This is a genomic window from Novosphingobium sp. MD-1 (assembly GCF_001014975.1).
Lineage (GTDB): Bacteria > Pseudomonadota > Alphaproteobacteria > Sphingomonadales > Sphingomonadaceae > Novosphingobium.
This window is the reverse complement of sequence record NZ_BBXA01000013.1, coordinates 36,086-50,335: the sequence shown is the minus strand read 5'-3', so window position 1 is coordinate 50,335 and position 14,250 is coordinate 36,086. Positions and strand designations below refer to the sequence as shown.

11 protein-coding genes are annotated in these 14,250 nt (G+C 66.5%); 4 read left to right on the top strand and 7 right to left on the bottom strand.

Going from position 1 to position 14,250, the window contains the following annotated elements:
- Positions 1–231 precede the first annotated feature (231 nt).
- Positions 232–924 carry a SapC family protein gene (locus tag NMD1_RS00925; RefSeq protein ID WP_125953227.1) on the top strand — a complete coding sequence of 231 codons (693 nt, stop codon included), beginning with the start codon at positions 232–234 and terminating at the stop codon, positions 922–924.
- A 5-nt stretch (positions 925–929) separates the two neighbouring features.
- A complete protein-coding gene (locus NMD1_RS00920; protein WP_125953226.1) occupies positions 930–1,940 on the top strand; it encodes a cupin-like domain-containing protein in 1,011 nt (336 codons plus the stop codon).
- A gap of 117 nt (positions 1,941–2,057) precedes the next feature.
- Here NMD1_RS00920 and NMD1_RS00915 read toward each other — a convergent pair whose 3' ends face one another.
- Complete coding sequence (locus NMD1_RS00915) at positions 2,058–3,473, bottom strand: sugar porter family MFS transporter (RefSeq protein ID WP_125953225.1); 1,416 nt, start codon at positions 3,471–3,473, stop codon at positions 2,058–2,060.
- Between the two features lie 242 nt (positions 3,474–3,715).
- Between NMD1_RS00915 and NMD1_RS00910 the strand changes: the two genes are divergently transcribed.
- Positions 3,716–4,774 carry a LacI family DNA-binding transcriptional regulator gene (locus NMD1_RS00910; RefSeq protein WP_125953224.1) on the top strand — a complete coding sequence of 353 codons (1,059 nt, stop codon included), beginning with the start codon at positions 3,716–3,718 and terminating at the stop codon, positions 4,772–4,774.
- 16 nt (positions 4,775–4,790) lie between these two features.
- On the opposite strand, the gene NMD1_RS00905 is transcribed toward NMD1_RS00910, so the two are convergent.
- The 4 genes from NMD1_RS00905 to NMD1_RS00890 are packed head-to-tail and all read right to left on the bottom strand — an operon-like array spanning position 4,791 to position 9,539.
- Positions 4,791–6,695: a sialate O-acetylesterase gene (locus NMD1_RS00905; protein WP_233497268.1), complete on the bottom strand. Its 1,905-nt coding sequence runs from the start codon at positions 6,693–6,695 to the stop codon at positions 4,791–4,793.
- Positions 6,692–7,588 carry an SMP-30/gluconolactonase/LRE family protein gene (locus NMD1_RS00900; RefSeq protein ID WP_125953223.1) on the bottom strand — a complete coding sequence of 299 codons (897 nt, stop codon included), beginning with the start codon at positions 7,586–7,588 and terminating at the stop codon, positions 6,692–6,694. Before NMD1_RS00900 ends, NMD1_RS00905 begins: the two co-directional genes overlap by 4 nt.
- A complete protein-coding gene (locus NMD1_RS00895; RefSeq protein ID WP_124811358.1) occupies positions 7,579–8,361 on the bottom strand; it encodes an SDR family NAD(P)-dependent oxidoreductase in 783 nt (260 codons plus the stop codon). Before NMD1_RS00895 ends, NMD1_RS00900 begins: the two co-directional genes overlap by 10 nt.
- Before the next feature lie 53 nt (positions 8,362–8,414).
- The gene (locus NMD1_RS00890; protein WP_125953222.1) at positions 8,415–9,539 is read right to left on the bottom strand and encodes a fumarylacetoacetate hydrolase family protein; all 1,125 of its coding nucleotides are present in this window, start codon (positions 9,537–9,539) and stop codon (positions 8,415–8,417) included.
- Positions 9,540–9,785: 246 nt separating this feature from the next.
- On the opposite strand from NMD1_RS00890, the gene NMD1_RS00885 reads away from it, so the two are divergent.
- Positions 9,786–10,766, top strand: a complete 981-nt coding sequence (locus tag NMD1_RS00885; RefSeq protein ID WP_125953221.1) for an alpha/beta hydrolase — start codon at positions 9,786–9,788, stop codon at positions 10,764–10,766.
- Positions 10,767–10,793: 27 nt separating this feature from the next.
- Here the strand turns inward: NMD1_RS00885 and NMD1_RS00880 are convergent, their stop codons facing one another.
- On the bottom strand, positions 10,794–12,596 hold the full coding sequence (locus NMD1_RS00880) for a bifunctional diguanylate cyclase/phosphodiesterase (protein ID WP_124811355.1): 1,803 nt from the start codon (positions 12,594–12,596) through the stop codon (positions 10,794–10,796).
- An 88-nt stretch (positions 12,597–12,684) separates the two neighbouring features.
- Complete coding sequence (locus NMD1_RS00875) at positions 12,685–14,223, bottom strand: globin-coupled sensor protein (protein ID WP_125953220.1); 1,539 nt, start codon at positions 14,221–14,223, stop codon at positions 12,685–12,687.
- Between the last annotated feature and the right edge of the window lie 27 nt (positions 14,224–14,250).

Genomic DNA, 14,250 nt, shown 5'->3' with positions numbered 1-14,250 from the left:
GCCAGCCATCTCTCCGCCACGCCGGTGCTCTGCTCGTCACCTTGCCCATTTTGAGTAACCGATAAAGGTAGCGCTATCAACATGAAATTGTCTGCGCAATCAGACGGGTGCCCGGCAGTGTTGCAAAAAGCCCACGATTCCGGTTAGAGTTTCGATGGTAGCGCGCACATCGCGGCCCGCAATATCATGTAATAACCATCGCAAAACACGCGAGAATGCAGGAGAGGACGATTGGCGGAGCAAATCGAGATTCTGAACAGCGATGCCCATCGCAATCTTGCCATGCACCCGCTGGCGGGGCCGCATCCGCACATGGTGCAGATCGTCGTTACCGAGGTGACACGCGCCGCCGCCTGCTGCCCGGTCGTGCTCGCCAAGTCGCCCGAGACGGGCCGATTCGCGCTGGTGGCGCTGTTCGGATTCCAGCCGGGCGAAGTGCTGGTCGAGGGCGCAGAGGCCGGAAACGCGGCCTTTCTTCCGCTCGACCTGCAACGCCAGGGCTTCTTCACCGCGGACGACAATATCGCGATCGACCTTGCCCACCCGCGCTTCGCGCCCGGCGGCACGGTGCCGCTGTTCGACGCGATGGGGGGGCCGAGCGACGAGATGCGCCTTGTGCAGCGCGCGATCGGCCATCTCATGGGCACCGCCGCGCCGACCGAGCAATTCATCGCCATGCTCGTGGAGGAGCGGCTGATCGAACCCGTCGACATTTCGCTTTCCTTCGACGACGGGCAGACGATCGCGCTGAACGGCCTTTATTCGGTGAGCGGCGAGGCGCTGTCGGCGCTCGAGGATGCGACAATCATCAGACTATTCCGGCAGGGCTGGCTCCAGGCCGCTCTCGCCATCCACGGCTCGCTGCAGCAGGTTGGCATCCTGGCGCGCCGCCGCAACGAACGGCTCGCGGGCGGCTGGAACTGAGCCTGATGCTGGCGGAGCTTGCACCCGGCGCGCCCGAACTGGCGAGTGCGGAAAGCTTTCACGCCGGCGTGATCCTTGCGGGCACGCCCGTTGTCATCCGGGGCCTGTGCGCCGATCTGCCGGCGGCGCAGGCGGCGCGCGCATCCGCCCGCGCCGCGCTCGACCATGTCCTGTCGTTCGATACGGGGCGGCGGCCGCAGGTCTTTCTCGGCGATCCGGCGATCGGCGGCCGCTATTACTACAGCGACGATCTTTCCGGCTTCAATTTCACCCGCGTGGAACTGCCGCTGGCGCAGGCCTTCACGCACATGCTGCGCCATGCCGACGATCCGTCCGCGCCCACCGCCTATCTCGGCTCGCTGGTCGCGCCCGCCTATCTTCCCGGCTTTGCCGAGGCCAACGCGGTGCCGATCGTGCCGCCGCAGGTCGAAGCGCGGCTGTGGATCGGCAACCCGTCGACCGCCGCCACCCACTACGACGCCTATGAAAACCTCGCCTGCGTGCTGGCGGGGGCACGGCGCTTCACCCTCTATCCGCCCGATGCGATCGGCGATCTCTATGTCGGGCCAATCGATCACACGATGGCCGGCCAGCCCGCCAGCCTTGCCGCGGCAAGCGCCGACCCCGAGCGCTACCCCCGGTTCGCGGCGGCGCGGGACCGCGCGATCACGGTGGACCTCGCTGCCGGCGACGCGCTGTTCCTGCCCAAGCTGTGGTGGCACCAGGTGGAAGCGACCGCGCCGGTCAACGTGATGCTCAATTACTGGTGGGATGCGACCGCGATCGGCCCCGACGCCCCGCTGCTCGCCATGCTGCTCTCGATGATCGCCATCGCCGAGCGGCCGGAGGCGGAGCGCGCGGCGTTCCGCGCGTTCTTCGATCATTACGTGTTCCGGCCGGATGGCCACCCCCTCGCGCACCTGCCGGAAGACCGGCGCGGCGTGCTGCGCGACATCAAGGGGGCTGGCTATGGTCCGATTCGCGCGATGGTGCTGCGCGCCCTGCGCGGCGGCTGACTTCCCGACCCGCCTACAAAAATGAGGCCCGGAAAGCATGTGCCTTCCGGGCCTTCTCAGGTACTGCGGCGGCCCCGGGAGAGGAGGGATTGGGGCCGCAGCGAGGGAACGTTTGAATCAGTGCCCGCCCCAGCCTTCCATCTGCTCCAGCTCCTTGCCCTTGGTTTCGGGCAGGAAGGCCTTGACCAGCCAGAAGCTCACCGCCGCGCTCAGCGTGTAGAGTACATAGGTCTCGGCAAGGCCCAGGCCGCTCGCCATGGCCGGGAAGCTCTGCACCACGGCGTAGTTCGCGCCCCACTGGGCCAGCCCGCACACCGCCAGCGCCGATCCGCGCAGCTGGTTGGGGAACATCTCGCCCAGCATCACCCACATCACCGGGCCCCAGCTGACGTTGAAGAACACCACGTAGATATTGGCCGCGATCACCGCGATCAGGCCCAGATGCTGGTCCATCTGCAGCGCCCCGGCGGCGTCGAGCGTCCCGCGCGAGAACGCCCAGCTCATCGCGCCGAGCGATAGCGTCATCCCCGCCGAACCGATCAGCAGCAGCGGCTTGCGCCCGACCTTGTCGACCAGCGCCATGGTGACGAAGCAGGCCGCGATCGAAACGAGGCCCGAGATGATGTTGCGTTCCAGCGCCGCTTGCTCGGAAACGCCCGCCAGCTTCCACAGCGTTTCGCCGTAGTAGAAGATCACGTTGATCCCGACGAACTGCTGGAAAACGGCAATGATCAACCCCGCCCACACGACCGGGCGCAGCACCGTTCCCGGCGCCAGCACATCGGCCAGGCGCGGGCGGTGGTCGGTGGCGAAGGATGCGCGGATCTCATCGACCTTGCGGCGGGCCTCGGTCTCGCCGAACAGGCGCGAAAGCACCGCGTGAGCTTCCTCGGCGCGGCCGCTGCTGACCAGATAGCGCGGGCTTTCCGGAATGAACTGCAGCGCGACCAAGAACACCACCGCCGGAATCGCCTGCGCGATGTACATCCAGCGCCAGGCCGGAACACCGCCCAATTGCCCCAGCGAATCCCCTGCCTGCCGCGCGAGCACGTAATTGACGACGAAGGCCAGCGTCAGGCCGGTGATGATCATGACCTGCTGCACGCTGGTCAGCCGCCCGCGGATCGCCGCCGGCGCAACCTCGGAAATGTAGGCGGGCGACAGCACGCTGGCCGCGCCCACCGCCATGCCGCCGAAGAAGCGGGCGATCACGAACAGGGTGTGATTTCCGGTAAGGCCCTGCACCAGCGCGCCGGTGAGAAACAGGATCGCGGCCAGCACCATGATGCGCTTGCGCCCGAAGCGGTCGGCCATGCGCCCGGCGGTGAAAGCGCCGGCGGCGCAACCGACCAGCAGCGACCCCACGGTGAAGCCAAGACCATTGTCATCGAGCGCGAACGCCGCCTTCAGGCCCGCCTGCGTGCCGTTGACCGCGCCGCTGTCATATCCGAATAGCAGTCCGCCGATCGTGGCGACCGATACGATGGCGCCCACAAGCGCCATGTTCACCCGGTCTTGCTGCACTGCCGTCATTTTCCTCTCCCGACTCGTTCAATGCGCATTGATTGCCACGCATTTCGCCTTGCATCGACGGTCTTGCTTGAGCTGTCACCGGTTCTGCCGATGCCGCTCTCCCGCTCGATGATAGCGCTACCTCAATATCGCGCCGTTCGCGCCGCGCAAGCGTGAAATAGGTTTAAGTCTGCTTAAATGACAATCCCGCTTGCCAAGGGCGTGCCGCACGGTCAGGAAATCCGCAACGGGAGCAGCAAGAGATGAACGATATCCGATCGCGCCGTCGGCAGTCCGGGCGCCCCACGGTGACCGACGTCGCGCGCCTCGCCCAGTGCTCGCCGATGACCGTCAGCCGCGTGGTCAACGGAGGCGCGGGCGTGCGCGAGGAAACGCGCCTTGCGGTCGAAGCGGCCATCAAACAACTCAACTACGCGCCCAACCGCGCCGCGCGCAGCCTTGCCGGCGCATCGCAGCTGCGCATCGCGCTGCTTTATGCCAACCCTTCCGCCTCCTATCTCAGCGAACTGCTGATCGGCTGCATGGACGCGGCGACGCGGCTCGATGCCCACCTCATGGTCGAACGCTGCGATCCGGATCGCGATCAGGCGAAAATGATCGCGCGGCTGGTGGAAAGCGCGGTCGATGGCTTCCTGCTCCCCCCGCCGCTGTGCGACGACACCGCGCTGCTCGCCCGCCTGCGCCGCGCCGGAACCCGCGCCGTGCTGGTCGGCCCCGGCCAAGCAGAAGCGCATCACGGCGTGGTGATGATCGACGATTACCAGGCCGCCTACGACATGACGCGCCACATCCTCGATCTGGGCCACAAGCGCGTGGGCTTCATCATCGGCAACCCCCGCCAATCGGCCAGCGCGCTGCGCCTTGCCGGCTTTCGCGATGCCATGGCCGAAGCCGGCGTGAACGTGGACGAGGCGCTCGTCAAACAGGGGCAGTTCACCTACCGCTCCGGGCTGGACGCGGCGATGGACATGCTCGCCCTGCCCCAGCGCCCGACCGCGATCTTCGCCTCGAACGACGATATGGCCGCCGGCTGCGTGGCGGCAGCGCACCGCAACGATCTGGAAGTGCCGCGCGACCTTACCGTCTGCGGCTTCGACGATACCGCGTTCGCCTCCACGATCTGGCCAGAGCTGACCACGATCCGCCAGCCGATCCGCAAGATGGCCGAGACCGCGCTGGAGTTGCTCGCGCAGGAAATCCGCGCCGACCGCGCCGAGGAAAACCCGCAACCGCGCCTCGCCACGCTTGCGTACGAACTGGTTCGGCGGGAATCCGATGCCGCGCCGCCCGGCAAGGCCTAGGCCGCGCGGACGATCCTCATTCGCCCACCACGTCGAGTTCGAACCCCGGCACCGGTAGCCCGCGCGCGTCGAACAGGTTGACGACCGGGCTGTCGGCCCAGCCATAGCGGACCTTCGCAATCGGCCCGCCGTTCCCGGCGATCACCACCGCATCGCCATCGACCCGCGCCGGCGCGAAACGGCAGGCTTCGCCCGCGTCGCACAGTTCGAAGCCGATCGCCTGCGCCGCACTCAGCGCATGGAGCCCGCCTTCGATGCCGCCGAACGTCACCCGCACGGCATTGCCTTCGCGCCGCGCCGCCAGCGGCATCGGCACGGGCTTGCCCAGCGCCCCCAACGCCAGCCGCTGGCCCACCAGCAGCTTGTTGGCAGGATGGATGTCGGTCGGCTCGCCAATGTCGATCGCGCTGGCCAACGCGGCGTTGCCATCCTCTGCCACGATGCGCCGCTGCACATCGCGCGTCCGCGCCCAGTCGGATGATACCGGCTTGTCCGCTACCGGGCCGTAATTCGCCAGTTGCACGATGCCGACCTTGAGCGCCGGCCCGAAGCGCGCGCGCCAGCCCGCGATCAGCGCCTTCATCCGCCGCGCATAGTCGGGCGTGTCGACATCGCTTTCGCCCTGATACCAGGCCGCGCCGTCCATGGCGAAATGGCCGAGCGGGGCGATCATGCGGTTGTGCATCAGCCCGATGCCCGCGTTCGCATCCCATGGCGGACGCGGCGGATAGCGGCGCACGGGCGCGATCGTATAGCGCCAACCGGTTGCCAGCGGCATGCGCTGGCCGTCACCCGTCACCAGCGCCAGCCGGTCCGCAGGGCTCGCGAATCCGCCATCGGCATAGGTGTTGGTCACGGCGACCATGACCTCGTTCACCCCCGCGCGCAGGAACGCCGGCGGCAGCTTGTAGGCACGTTCCTCGTCCCAGCCGAAGGTGTTGCCCACCGCGTGGCCGTTGACGAAGGTCATGTCCATGTCGTCGAGCACGCCGAGCATCAGCGTCGCCCCGGCCCGCGCCTGATCCGCCGTCAGCGTGACCTGCCGCCGCAGCCAGACCGTGCCGGTCGCCTTGGTGGCCAGTGGCGTACCGGTCCACGCCAGCCAGCCGCTGATCGCCGGCACGGGCTGCCATGGCAGATCGTCGGGCCGGGTCCACGGCGCGCCACCGCCGGCCTCGCCCGCATACCATGCCTGCCAGCGCGGCGCGAATTGTGTCACGGCGGCCAGCCGGTCTTTCGCGAACAGGCCCAGCAGTGCCATGTCGCTGGCCCCGCCGATCGCGGCGCCGGCCTGCGGATCGAGCCACGGCGTCACTTTCGATCCGCCCCAGCTGGCGTGAATCGCGCCGATCGGCACGCCCCGCGCCCGGCGCAATTCGCGCGCCATGAAGTAGCACACCGCCGAGAAGTCCGCGGTCGTGTCCGGCCCGGCGGCGGCCCAGCGCGTTGGCTTCCCGAACGCGCGCTGCGGCAGATACGCCATCGCCTTGGGCACCTGCAGCAGGCGCAGGCCGGGGTCCCCCGACCGTGCCACTTCCATCCCGCCGTTCAGCGCGTGCGCAAGCGGGAATTCCATGTTCGACTGGCCGGAGCAGAGCCAGACATCGCCCACCGCCAGATCGGTGACGCGCAGGCTTTGCCCACCCGCCGTCACCGCCAGGTCGACCGGAGCGGCCGAGGCCGGCCGCGCGGCAAAGCGCAAGGTGAAATCGCCGGCGGCGTCCGCCTTGCCCTCGGCGCGTTCGGTGCCCAGCGTGGCGGACACCACGGCGTTCGGCGCCGCCCGCCCTTCCACCAGCACAAGCCGATCGCGCTGTATCACGGCATGGTCGCTCCACACCGCGCCCAGTTCGAGCGCGGGCGCCGCCAATGCGGGAGCAGCAAAGCCATGCGCCAGCCCCGTGAACGCCAGCCGTATCACGCGGGGAAGTCCGCCAGCGCCGGCGCCACGCCCGGCACATCGACATCGAAGGCGAAAAGATCGCCCGCCAGCGGCTGCGCCGCCAGCGCCGCCGCGTCCAGCCCCTTGCGCGCGGTGGTGACGAAGGCGCGCGTCATCTCCGCCCCGCCAAAGGCCAGCTTGGTCACGTTGGCGGCCGGCACCTCAACCTTTTCCAGCAGTTCGCCCTCTGGCGAATAGCGCGCGACGCCCCAGCCGTTCCACAACCCGGTCCAGACGCAGCCCTGCGCATCGCACACCGGCCCGTCAGGGTAAGCCTCCGGGAAATCGCGTGCCACATCGGCAAAGAGGCGCGCCGGGCCAACATCACCGTCGGCATCGACATCCGCCACCATGATCGCGCGTGCCAGCGTATCGGTGAAATAAAGCCTGGAATCATCCGGCGCGATCGCCGGGCCATTGGTGATGCACACCCGGTCGGGGCCTTGCGGCACGATCCGGCCGCCCTGCGCGCGATAGAAGCGCCCACTGGTGGCGGTCTCGTCATCGTCCATCGAACCGAACCACACGCGCCCGCGGCTATCGGTGCAGGCATCGTTCAGCCGGTTGCCCGCCGGTTCGCCCGGCACGTGCGCCACGTGCCGGGAAAGGCCGGTGGCGGGATCGAACAGATGCAGCCCGTCCTTCATCCCGGCAAGCAGCTGCCCGCCGCGGACTGGCAGCACCCAGCCCACCTGCTCGTGCACCGGATAGCTCTGGTGTCGCCCGTCCGCCGGATCGAAGCGGTGGATACGACGCTGTTTGATATCGGTGAACCACAGGCATTGGCGTGCCGCGTCCCACACCGGGCCTTCGCCCAGCGTGCAACCGAGCGCGAGCGCGTGCTCCACCCTTCGGGTCGCGTTCAACGCCATCCCCCGTCGACCCAGTATTCGTGGCCCGTGCAGAAGCGCGCGTCATCCGAGGCGAGGAACAGCGCCATCGCGGCGATGTCCACCGGTTGCAGCCGGCCCTTGAGGCATTGCGCCGCGACGATTTCCGCCTCCCCTTCGGGCGTGTACCAGCGCATCTGGCGCTCGGTCTGCACGTTGCCCGGAATGATCGTGTTGACGCGGATGTTATACGGCCCCAGCTCGCGCGCAAGGCTACGGGTCAGGCCTTCGACGCCGGCCTTGGCGATCTGGTAGAGCGCCAGTTCGTCGAGCCCCAGATGCCACGAAATCGAACCGAGGTTGAGGATCACGCCCCCGCCGCCGGCCTTCATTCCCGGCCATACGGCCTGCGAGGCGAAGAACTTGTGCTTCAGGTTCACCGCCAGCCGCTCGTCCCAGTAGGCCGGCGTCACGTCATCCAGCATGTGGCGGTCGTCGCTGGCGGCATTGTTGATCAGCACGTCGCAGCCGCCCAGCACGCCGGCCAGCGCGGTCATCGCGCCGGCCAGCCCATCGCTGTCCGATACGTCCTGCGCGCGGAACACCGGCACGTGCTCGGCATGGCCAAGCCGCTGCACAAGGCGCTCCCCTGCCTCGGGCAGGATGTCGACGAAGCCGACCTGCGCACCCTGCAGCACGAAAGCCTCGACAATGCCCTCGCCTATCCCGCTCGCGCCACCGGTCACGATCACCCGCTTGTCGCGGATGCTGGGGTACTGTGCCGTCAACGCGCGGCTCTCTGTCTGTGCAAGCACCTGCTTTCCCTTGATTTGCGGAGCAGCCCCGGATTCGGTCGACGTCACCGCGTTCACGCCCGGTCCACCAGACCGCGCGCGGCCAGGTTGCGCATGAAGGCGCCGATGCCCATCGCCCACTTGGGCGCATCGCGCGATGTGGTGACGGTGTTGGTCAGCGTGCCGAGCCGTTCGGAACGGATCGTCACGCGATCGCCCACCTTGTGGGTGAACCCCCCGCCGGGTTCGTCGCGGTCCTGCGTCGGGGCGAACAGGGTGCCGCAGAACAGCACGAATCCGTCCGGATAGCTGTGTTCGCTCAGCGTCTGGCGGACCAGCTCGAGCGGATCGCGGCTGATCTCGGTCATGCGGTTGGTGCCTTCCATGCGGAAGTTGTCCTGCCCTTCCACCACCAGTTCCACATCGGCGCGGCGCACGTCGTCGATGCCGAAGCCCGCGTCGAACAGGCGGATGAACGGGCCGATAGAGCAGGACGCGGTGTTGTCCTTCGCCTTCGACAGCAGCAGTGCCGAACGGCCTTCGAAATCGCGCAGGTTCACGTCGTTGCCCAGCGTGGCGCCAACGGCCTTGCCGGCCGGATCGACCACCAGCACGACCTCCGGCTCCGGGTTGTTCCAGCTCGAATCCGAACGCACCCCGATCGGCGCGCCATGGCCGACGGTCGAAAGCACCGGCGACTTGGAGAACACCTCCGCGTCCGGCCCGATCGCCACTTCGAGATACTGCGACCACATGCCTTGCGCGATCAGCGCCTGCTTCAGCGCCATGGCCTCATCGCTGCCGGGGACCACCGCGCGAATTCCCGCGCCGATCGTGGCTTCCAGGCCGATGCGGATTTCGGCCGCCGCGCCCGCGTCGCCCCGCGCGCGTTCTTCGATCACACGTTCGATAGCGCTAACGGCGAAGGTCACACCACAGGCCTTCACGCATTGGATGTCGATCGGCGAAAGCAGTTCCCAGCCTTCGGGCAAGCCGTCCTCGATGACGCCCAGGTCCTTGCCCCCATCGGGCACACCCCGCGCCAGCGCACCGGAAACCGTGCTCGCAATCTCGGTGATGTCGCGGATTCTGCCGCTTGCAAGGACGATCACATGCGGCCCATCGGGCGCTTGCGCACGACCGATGAAGGCCCCGTCCGTAAAGTCGTGCGGAAGGCAAGCCGTAAGGCTCATACCCATCAATGCATCCCTTGTTTCTCTAATTGATAGCGCTACCTTACGTGGCCGCACCGCCAATATCAAGTGCGGACGGACGCGCATTCGTTTTCAACGTACCCTCCGCATGGCTGTAGCGGCTTCGGGCCGCGCAAGCGCAGCGGCATGCGGCTGGCCCCTTGCCCCGGCGCTATGGTATCGCTACCACATGCGGCAACGGCGCGCCCGCCGATCCCCGAAAACAGGGCGCGCATCTTCAGGAGAGATGTCATGAAGCATGGATGCAAGGCCAAATCCCGCGCAACCCGGCACTTTCCGGCGCGTCTTGCCGTCACGAGCCTCGCGGCGGCGCTGGCCATGGCGACACCGCTCCGGGCTCAGAACGACGCTATGACGCCGATCCCCACACCGGCCCAGCCTGGTGCGATCGAACTCGGCACCGGCCCCTTGCCCGGCGCACGCAACCCCGAGACGTGGCATGCGCAGTATGGTAGCCGCTTCGCCCGCAATGTGACGATCGCGACGCTCACCCCGTACCTGCCCGATCCCGCCAAGGCCAGCGGGACGGCCGTGATCGTGGCGCCGGGCGGCGGCTTTCTCACGCTCTCCATGGAGAACGAAGGCTCCGACGTGGCAAAGGCGCTTGCCGCCAGGGGCATCGCCGCTTTCGTGCTGAAGTACCGGCTCAACCAGACCCCGGCGACGATGACAGAGTTCGACAAGTCCATGCGCGCCATGTTCGCGGGGGTGGCCCGCGCTTCGCAGTCTCCGGCACAATCCCAGCCGACCCCGCAAGAACGGATGGCGGGGCTTGCGCCGCAAATTGCCGATTCGCGCGCCGCTTTCGCGCTGATCCGCCAGCGTGCCGGCGAATGGCATATCGATCCCAACCGTGTCGGCATGGTCGGCTTTTCCGCCGGCGCGATGCTGACGCTGGCTACCGAATTGTCCGGACAGGATGCCCGGCCCGCCTTCCTCGGCCTTGTCTATGGCCCGCTTGCCCCTGTCACCGTGCCGGCCGATGCGCCACCGATGTTCCTGGCCATTGCCGCAGACGACCCCTTCTTCGCCAACAATGGCTTTGGCCTCGTGGAAAGCTGGCGCGCCGCCCGGCGTCCGGTCGAATTCCACCTCTACGAACAGGGCGGGCACGGATTCGGCATGTACCCCAAGACAACGACCAGCACCGGCTGGTTCGATGCGTTCGTGCGCTGGATGGACATGCACGGCTGGGTCAAGGCCGCGCGCTGAACCGGCGGAACAGGGTGACAACAGCAGTCACACTTCGATGTCACCGATGAACCGCTCGATCATGGTGTTGTCCATCGCCGGAGCGACCAGATAGCCCTGGATGCTGTCGCAGTGCAGCCGTTGCAGGATGTCGGCTTGCGCCAGTGTTTCCACGCCTTCGGCAGTCACCTTCTTGCCCAGCCGATGGGCCAGTTCGATCACGCTGGTCACAATCGCACAGTCGGATGGCTTGGTTTCCACGGAATCGATGAAGCTCTTGTCGATCTTGACGGTGTCCACGGGAATATCGCGCAGATGCCGCAAGGATGCGAACCCGGTGCCGAAATCGTCGAAGGCCGTTCCCACGCCTGCGTCATGCAAGCGGCTGATTTGCAGGATCGCCTCGTTCTGCTGGCTTCCAAGGAGCGTATCCTCGTTGATTTCCACGCAGATGTCCCGTCGGTCGATCATGCCGCTTTCGACAGCTTCGATGATCAGGTCGACATAGTCGGATGATCTGAAATCCGCGATCGTTGCATTGATCGAAATGGAGCGAAACGGCACCGCCGCATCGCGCCATGCGCGGATCTGCCGGATCACCGTGCGCAGGACGAACATGTCGGCCCTGGCGGCGAGGCTCTCCTCGATCAAGGCGTCCGCGAAAGCCGCAGCCGAAATCAGGCCATCGCGCGGATGCTGCCAGCGCAGCAGGGCTTCCATCGCGATCGGCGAACGGCCTTCACTCTCGATGATCGGCTGATAGAACACGCGTAGCTGACCAGTGTGCAGCGCGGTCTCGAAATCGGCCCGTATGCGCGCGCGCTGCAGCACCGCCTGGCGCATCTCGCTGTCGAACAGGGCGCTACGCGCCCGTCCGTTCGATTTCACGGAATAGAGCGCGATATCCGCACATTTCAGCAATTCGTTTTGGTCCCAGCCATCACGGGGGAAAATGGCGATGCCGATACTGGCGCAGATTGTCCGATCGCTACCCTTCACATGGACCGGCGGAGTTATGGCTCGCAACAGGGTGTCGGCACGTTCCATGGCCATCTTCGGATCGCCGCAGTCGTGCATGATGATCGCGAATTCGTCTCCGCCGATGCGGGCGATGCAATCGCCATTCCTGATCGCCGCGCGACAACGGTCGCCCACGGCGCGCAACACGCTATCGCCGGCGGCGTGGCCCAGGCTGTCGTTGATATCCTTGAAATTATCGAGATCGAGCATAGCGATCGCAAACGGAGCTATGCGTTCAAGGCCCTGGTGGATGCAGTCCTTGATTTCATTCATGAACCAAAGCCGGTTGGGCAACCCCGTCAGCGGATCGAAGTTGGCAAGATGCCACAGTCGATCCTCGGCCATCTTCTGGCGGGTGATGTCGAAACGGATCGCGATGTACCGTTCGATTTCACCATCGGCGCCCCGATACGGCACGATCGTGGTATCAACCCAGTAAAGCCCGCCGTTCTTGGCCCGGTTGCAGATTTCGCCATGCCAGATGCCGCCCTGGCTGATCGTGTGGTACAACTGGTGGAAGAAGGCGCGATCATGGCGGCCGGATTTCAAGACGCGATGGTTCTGGCCGATCAGTTCCTCGCGCGAATAGCCGGACAGGTCACAGAACTTCCGGTTTACCGACACGATCGTCCCCTTGCGGTCCGTCACCGCAACCACCGCCGCTTCGTCCAGCGCATGCTGGTAGAAGCGGCTGCGCATGCCGACTTGCGATGGCGTGTCGGGATCACGGAGGGGCGAGGCCGCGCCGTCGGAGACGTTTTTCGGCGCGGCCTCGCCGGGCAGTCCGTCACTGCCCGGGAAGTCGAAATGGCTGATGGAATATTCGCGCATGGCTAGGCGTCTTTCGGCTGTGGCGGTTCCGGCCAGCGAAACCGCGCAGTCCCGGGCAGATGCACGGCGTCATGGGCCGGCTGCCGCTTCAGAATTCCGACCAGTCCTCGGCCGTTGCCGTGGCCGCCATCCCCGCGGATTTCCGTGCTGCGGCGGGGGAAGGACGTGGAGTGGCCGCCGGTGTCTTGCGCCGGTCCTTGGCTTTGGCAATGGGCACGACCGCGGCGCCTGATACGTTGAAGCGCGAAACCAGCGTGGCCAGTTGTTCGGCTTCTCCGGCCAGACTGCGCGACGCGGCGTTCGATTGTTCCACCATTGCCGCGTTGTGCTGCGTCATCTGGTCCATTTCACGAACCGCATCGTTAACCTGCTGCAGGTTCAGCGCCTGGGCCTGCGCGAGATCGGCAATGCCCGTCGCCAGCGATTTGATCTCGCCAACGCGCGCCGCGATCGAACCGAACGCCTCGCCCGACTGCCCCACCAGCTTGACCCCGCGTTCGACCTGTTCGACGCTGCCGTTGATCAGGTGCTTGATATTGCTGGCGGCGTCGGCGGAGCGCTGGGCCAGCGCCCGCACTTCGTTGGCCACCACCGCAAACCCCTTGCCGGCATCGCCCGCCCGGGCCGCTTCGACGCCCGCGTTGAGCGCAAGCAGGTTGGTCTGGAAGGCGATTCCATCGATCACGTCGATGATCTTGCTGATCTCGGTGGCCGTGCGATGGATTCCGTCCATCGCGCCCACGGCCTCCTTGACCACGTTGCGTCCCTGCACGGCCTCGTGATCGGCTTCCGCCACAGAACCGGTCATGTGAACGGCGCCATCGGCCGCTTCGCGCACGCCGGTGGTCAGCTCCTGCATCGCGGCGGCTGTTTCCTCGAGTGAGGCAGCCTGCCGTTCGGTGCGGTTGGCAAGGTCGTCCGAAGCCTGGCGGATTTCGGCAGCGCCGGTGTTGATCGTCGATGCCGCCTCGGCAACCGACGCCAGCGCGCCACCGATTTCGAGACGCATCGTTTCGAAATCGGCTTCAATCTGGCGATAGTTTTCGGGCAGTCCTTCGAGCTTGGTGGAAAAACGCCCGTTGGCGACTTCCGCCAGCGCGTGTCCCAGCTGTTCGATCACGGCAAGGCGGGATTTCTCCTCGGCCTTGAAATAGGCGGACAGCGCGATTTCCATGTCGAGCAAAGCCAGCTTGACCAGCGTGGCTACCTGCCGGCCGGCGGCCTTGTTGCCGAACAGGCCCGAGCCCTTGTCGCAGATGGTGGTGATGATGGCCGAAAGGACGCGGGCATAGCCGCCGATGTACCAGGTCGGCTCCAGCCCGATGCGGGCGTGGACCGTACCGATCTGTTCCGCCTTGGCGATGTAGCTGCCATCCACCCGGCCCGAGAACAGCGCCGCCCAATGCGCGATCTGCTTGCCCTTGGCGTGATCCATCGCCTGCCGCGACGAAAAGAAGGCCGCCGTCTTGGGAGTCGCTCCGACCTTGTCGTAGAAGCGATCGAGCGCGGCGGGGGCATGACGGGCCAGCGCTTCGGCAATCTTGGCGAAATTGCCATAATCGGCATCGTCGATACCGAAGAAATCGACGCGCTCGTTCACGAATTCGTTTACGTTGATATTGCTCATGAGTGGTCCTTCGCGATCGGTTGAGAC

Coding starts and splice junctions, on each gene's coding strand:
- NMD1_RS00875 (WP_125953220.1), bottom strand. CDS start 14,223: ATGAGCAATATCAACGTAAACGAATTCGTGAACGAGCGCGTCGATTTC.
- NMD1_RS00880 (WP_124811355.1), bottom strand. CDS start 12,596: ATGCGCGAATATTCCATCAGCCATTTCGACTTCCCGGGCAGTGACGGA.
- NMD1_RS00915 (WP_125953225.1), bottom strand. CDS start 3,473: ATGACGGCAGTGCAGCAAGACCGGGTGAACATGGCGCTTGTGGGCGCC.
- NMD1_RS00890 (WP_125953222.1), bottom strand. CDS start 9,539: ATGGGTATGAGCCTTACGGCTTGCCTTCCGCACGACTTTACGGACGGG.
- NMD1_RS00885 (WP_125953221.1), top strand. CDS start 9,786: ATGAAGCATGGATGCAAGGCCAAATCCCGCGCAACCCGGCACTTTCCG.
- NMD1_RS00920 (WP_125953226.1), top strand. CDS start 930: ATGCTGGCGGAGCTTGCACCCGGCGCGCCCGAACTGGCGAGTGCGGAA.
- NMD1_RS00900 (WP_125953223.1), bottom strand. CDS start 7,588: ATGGCGTTGAACGCGACCCGAAGGGTGGAGCACGCGCTCGCGCTCGGT.
- NMD1_RS00910 (WP_125953224.1), top strand. CDS start 3,716: ATGAACGATATCCGATCGCGCCGTCGGCAGTCCGGGCGCCCCACGGTG.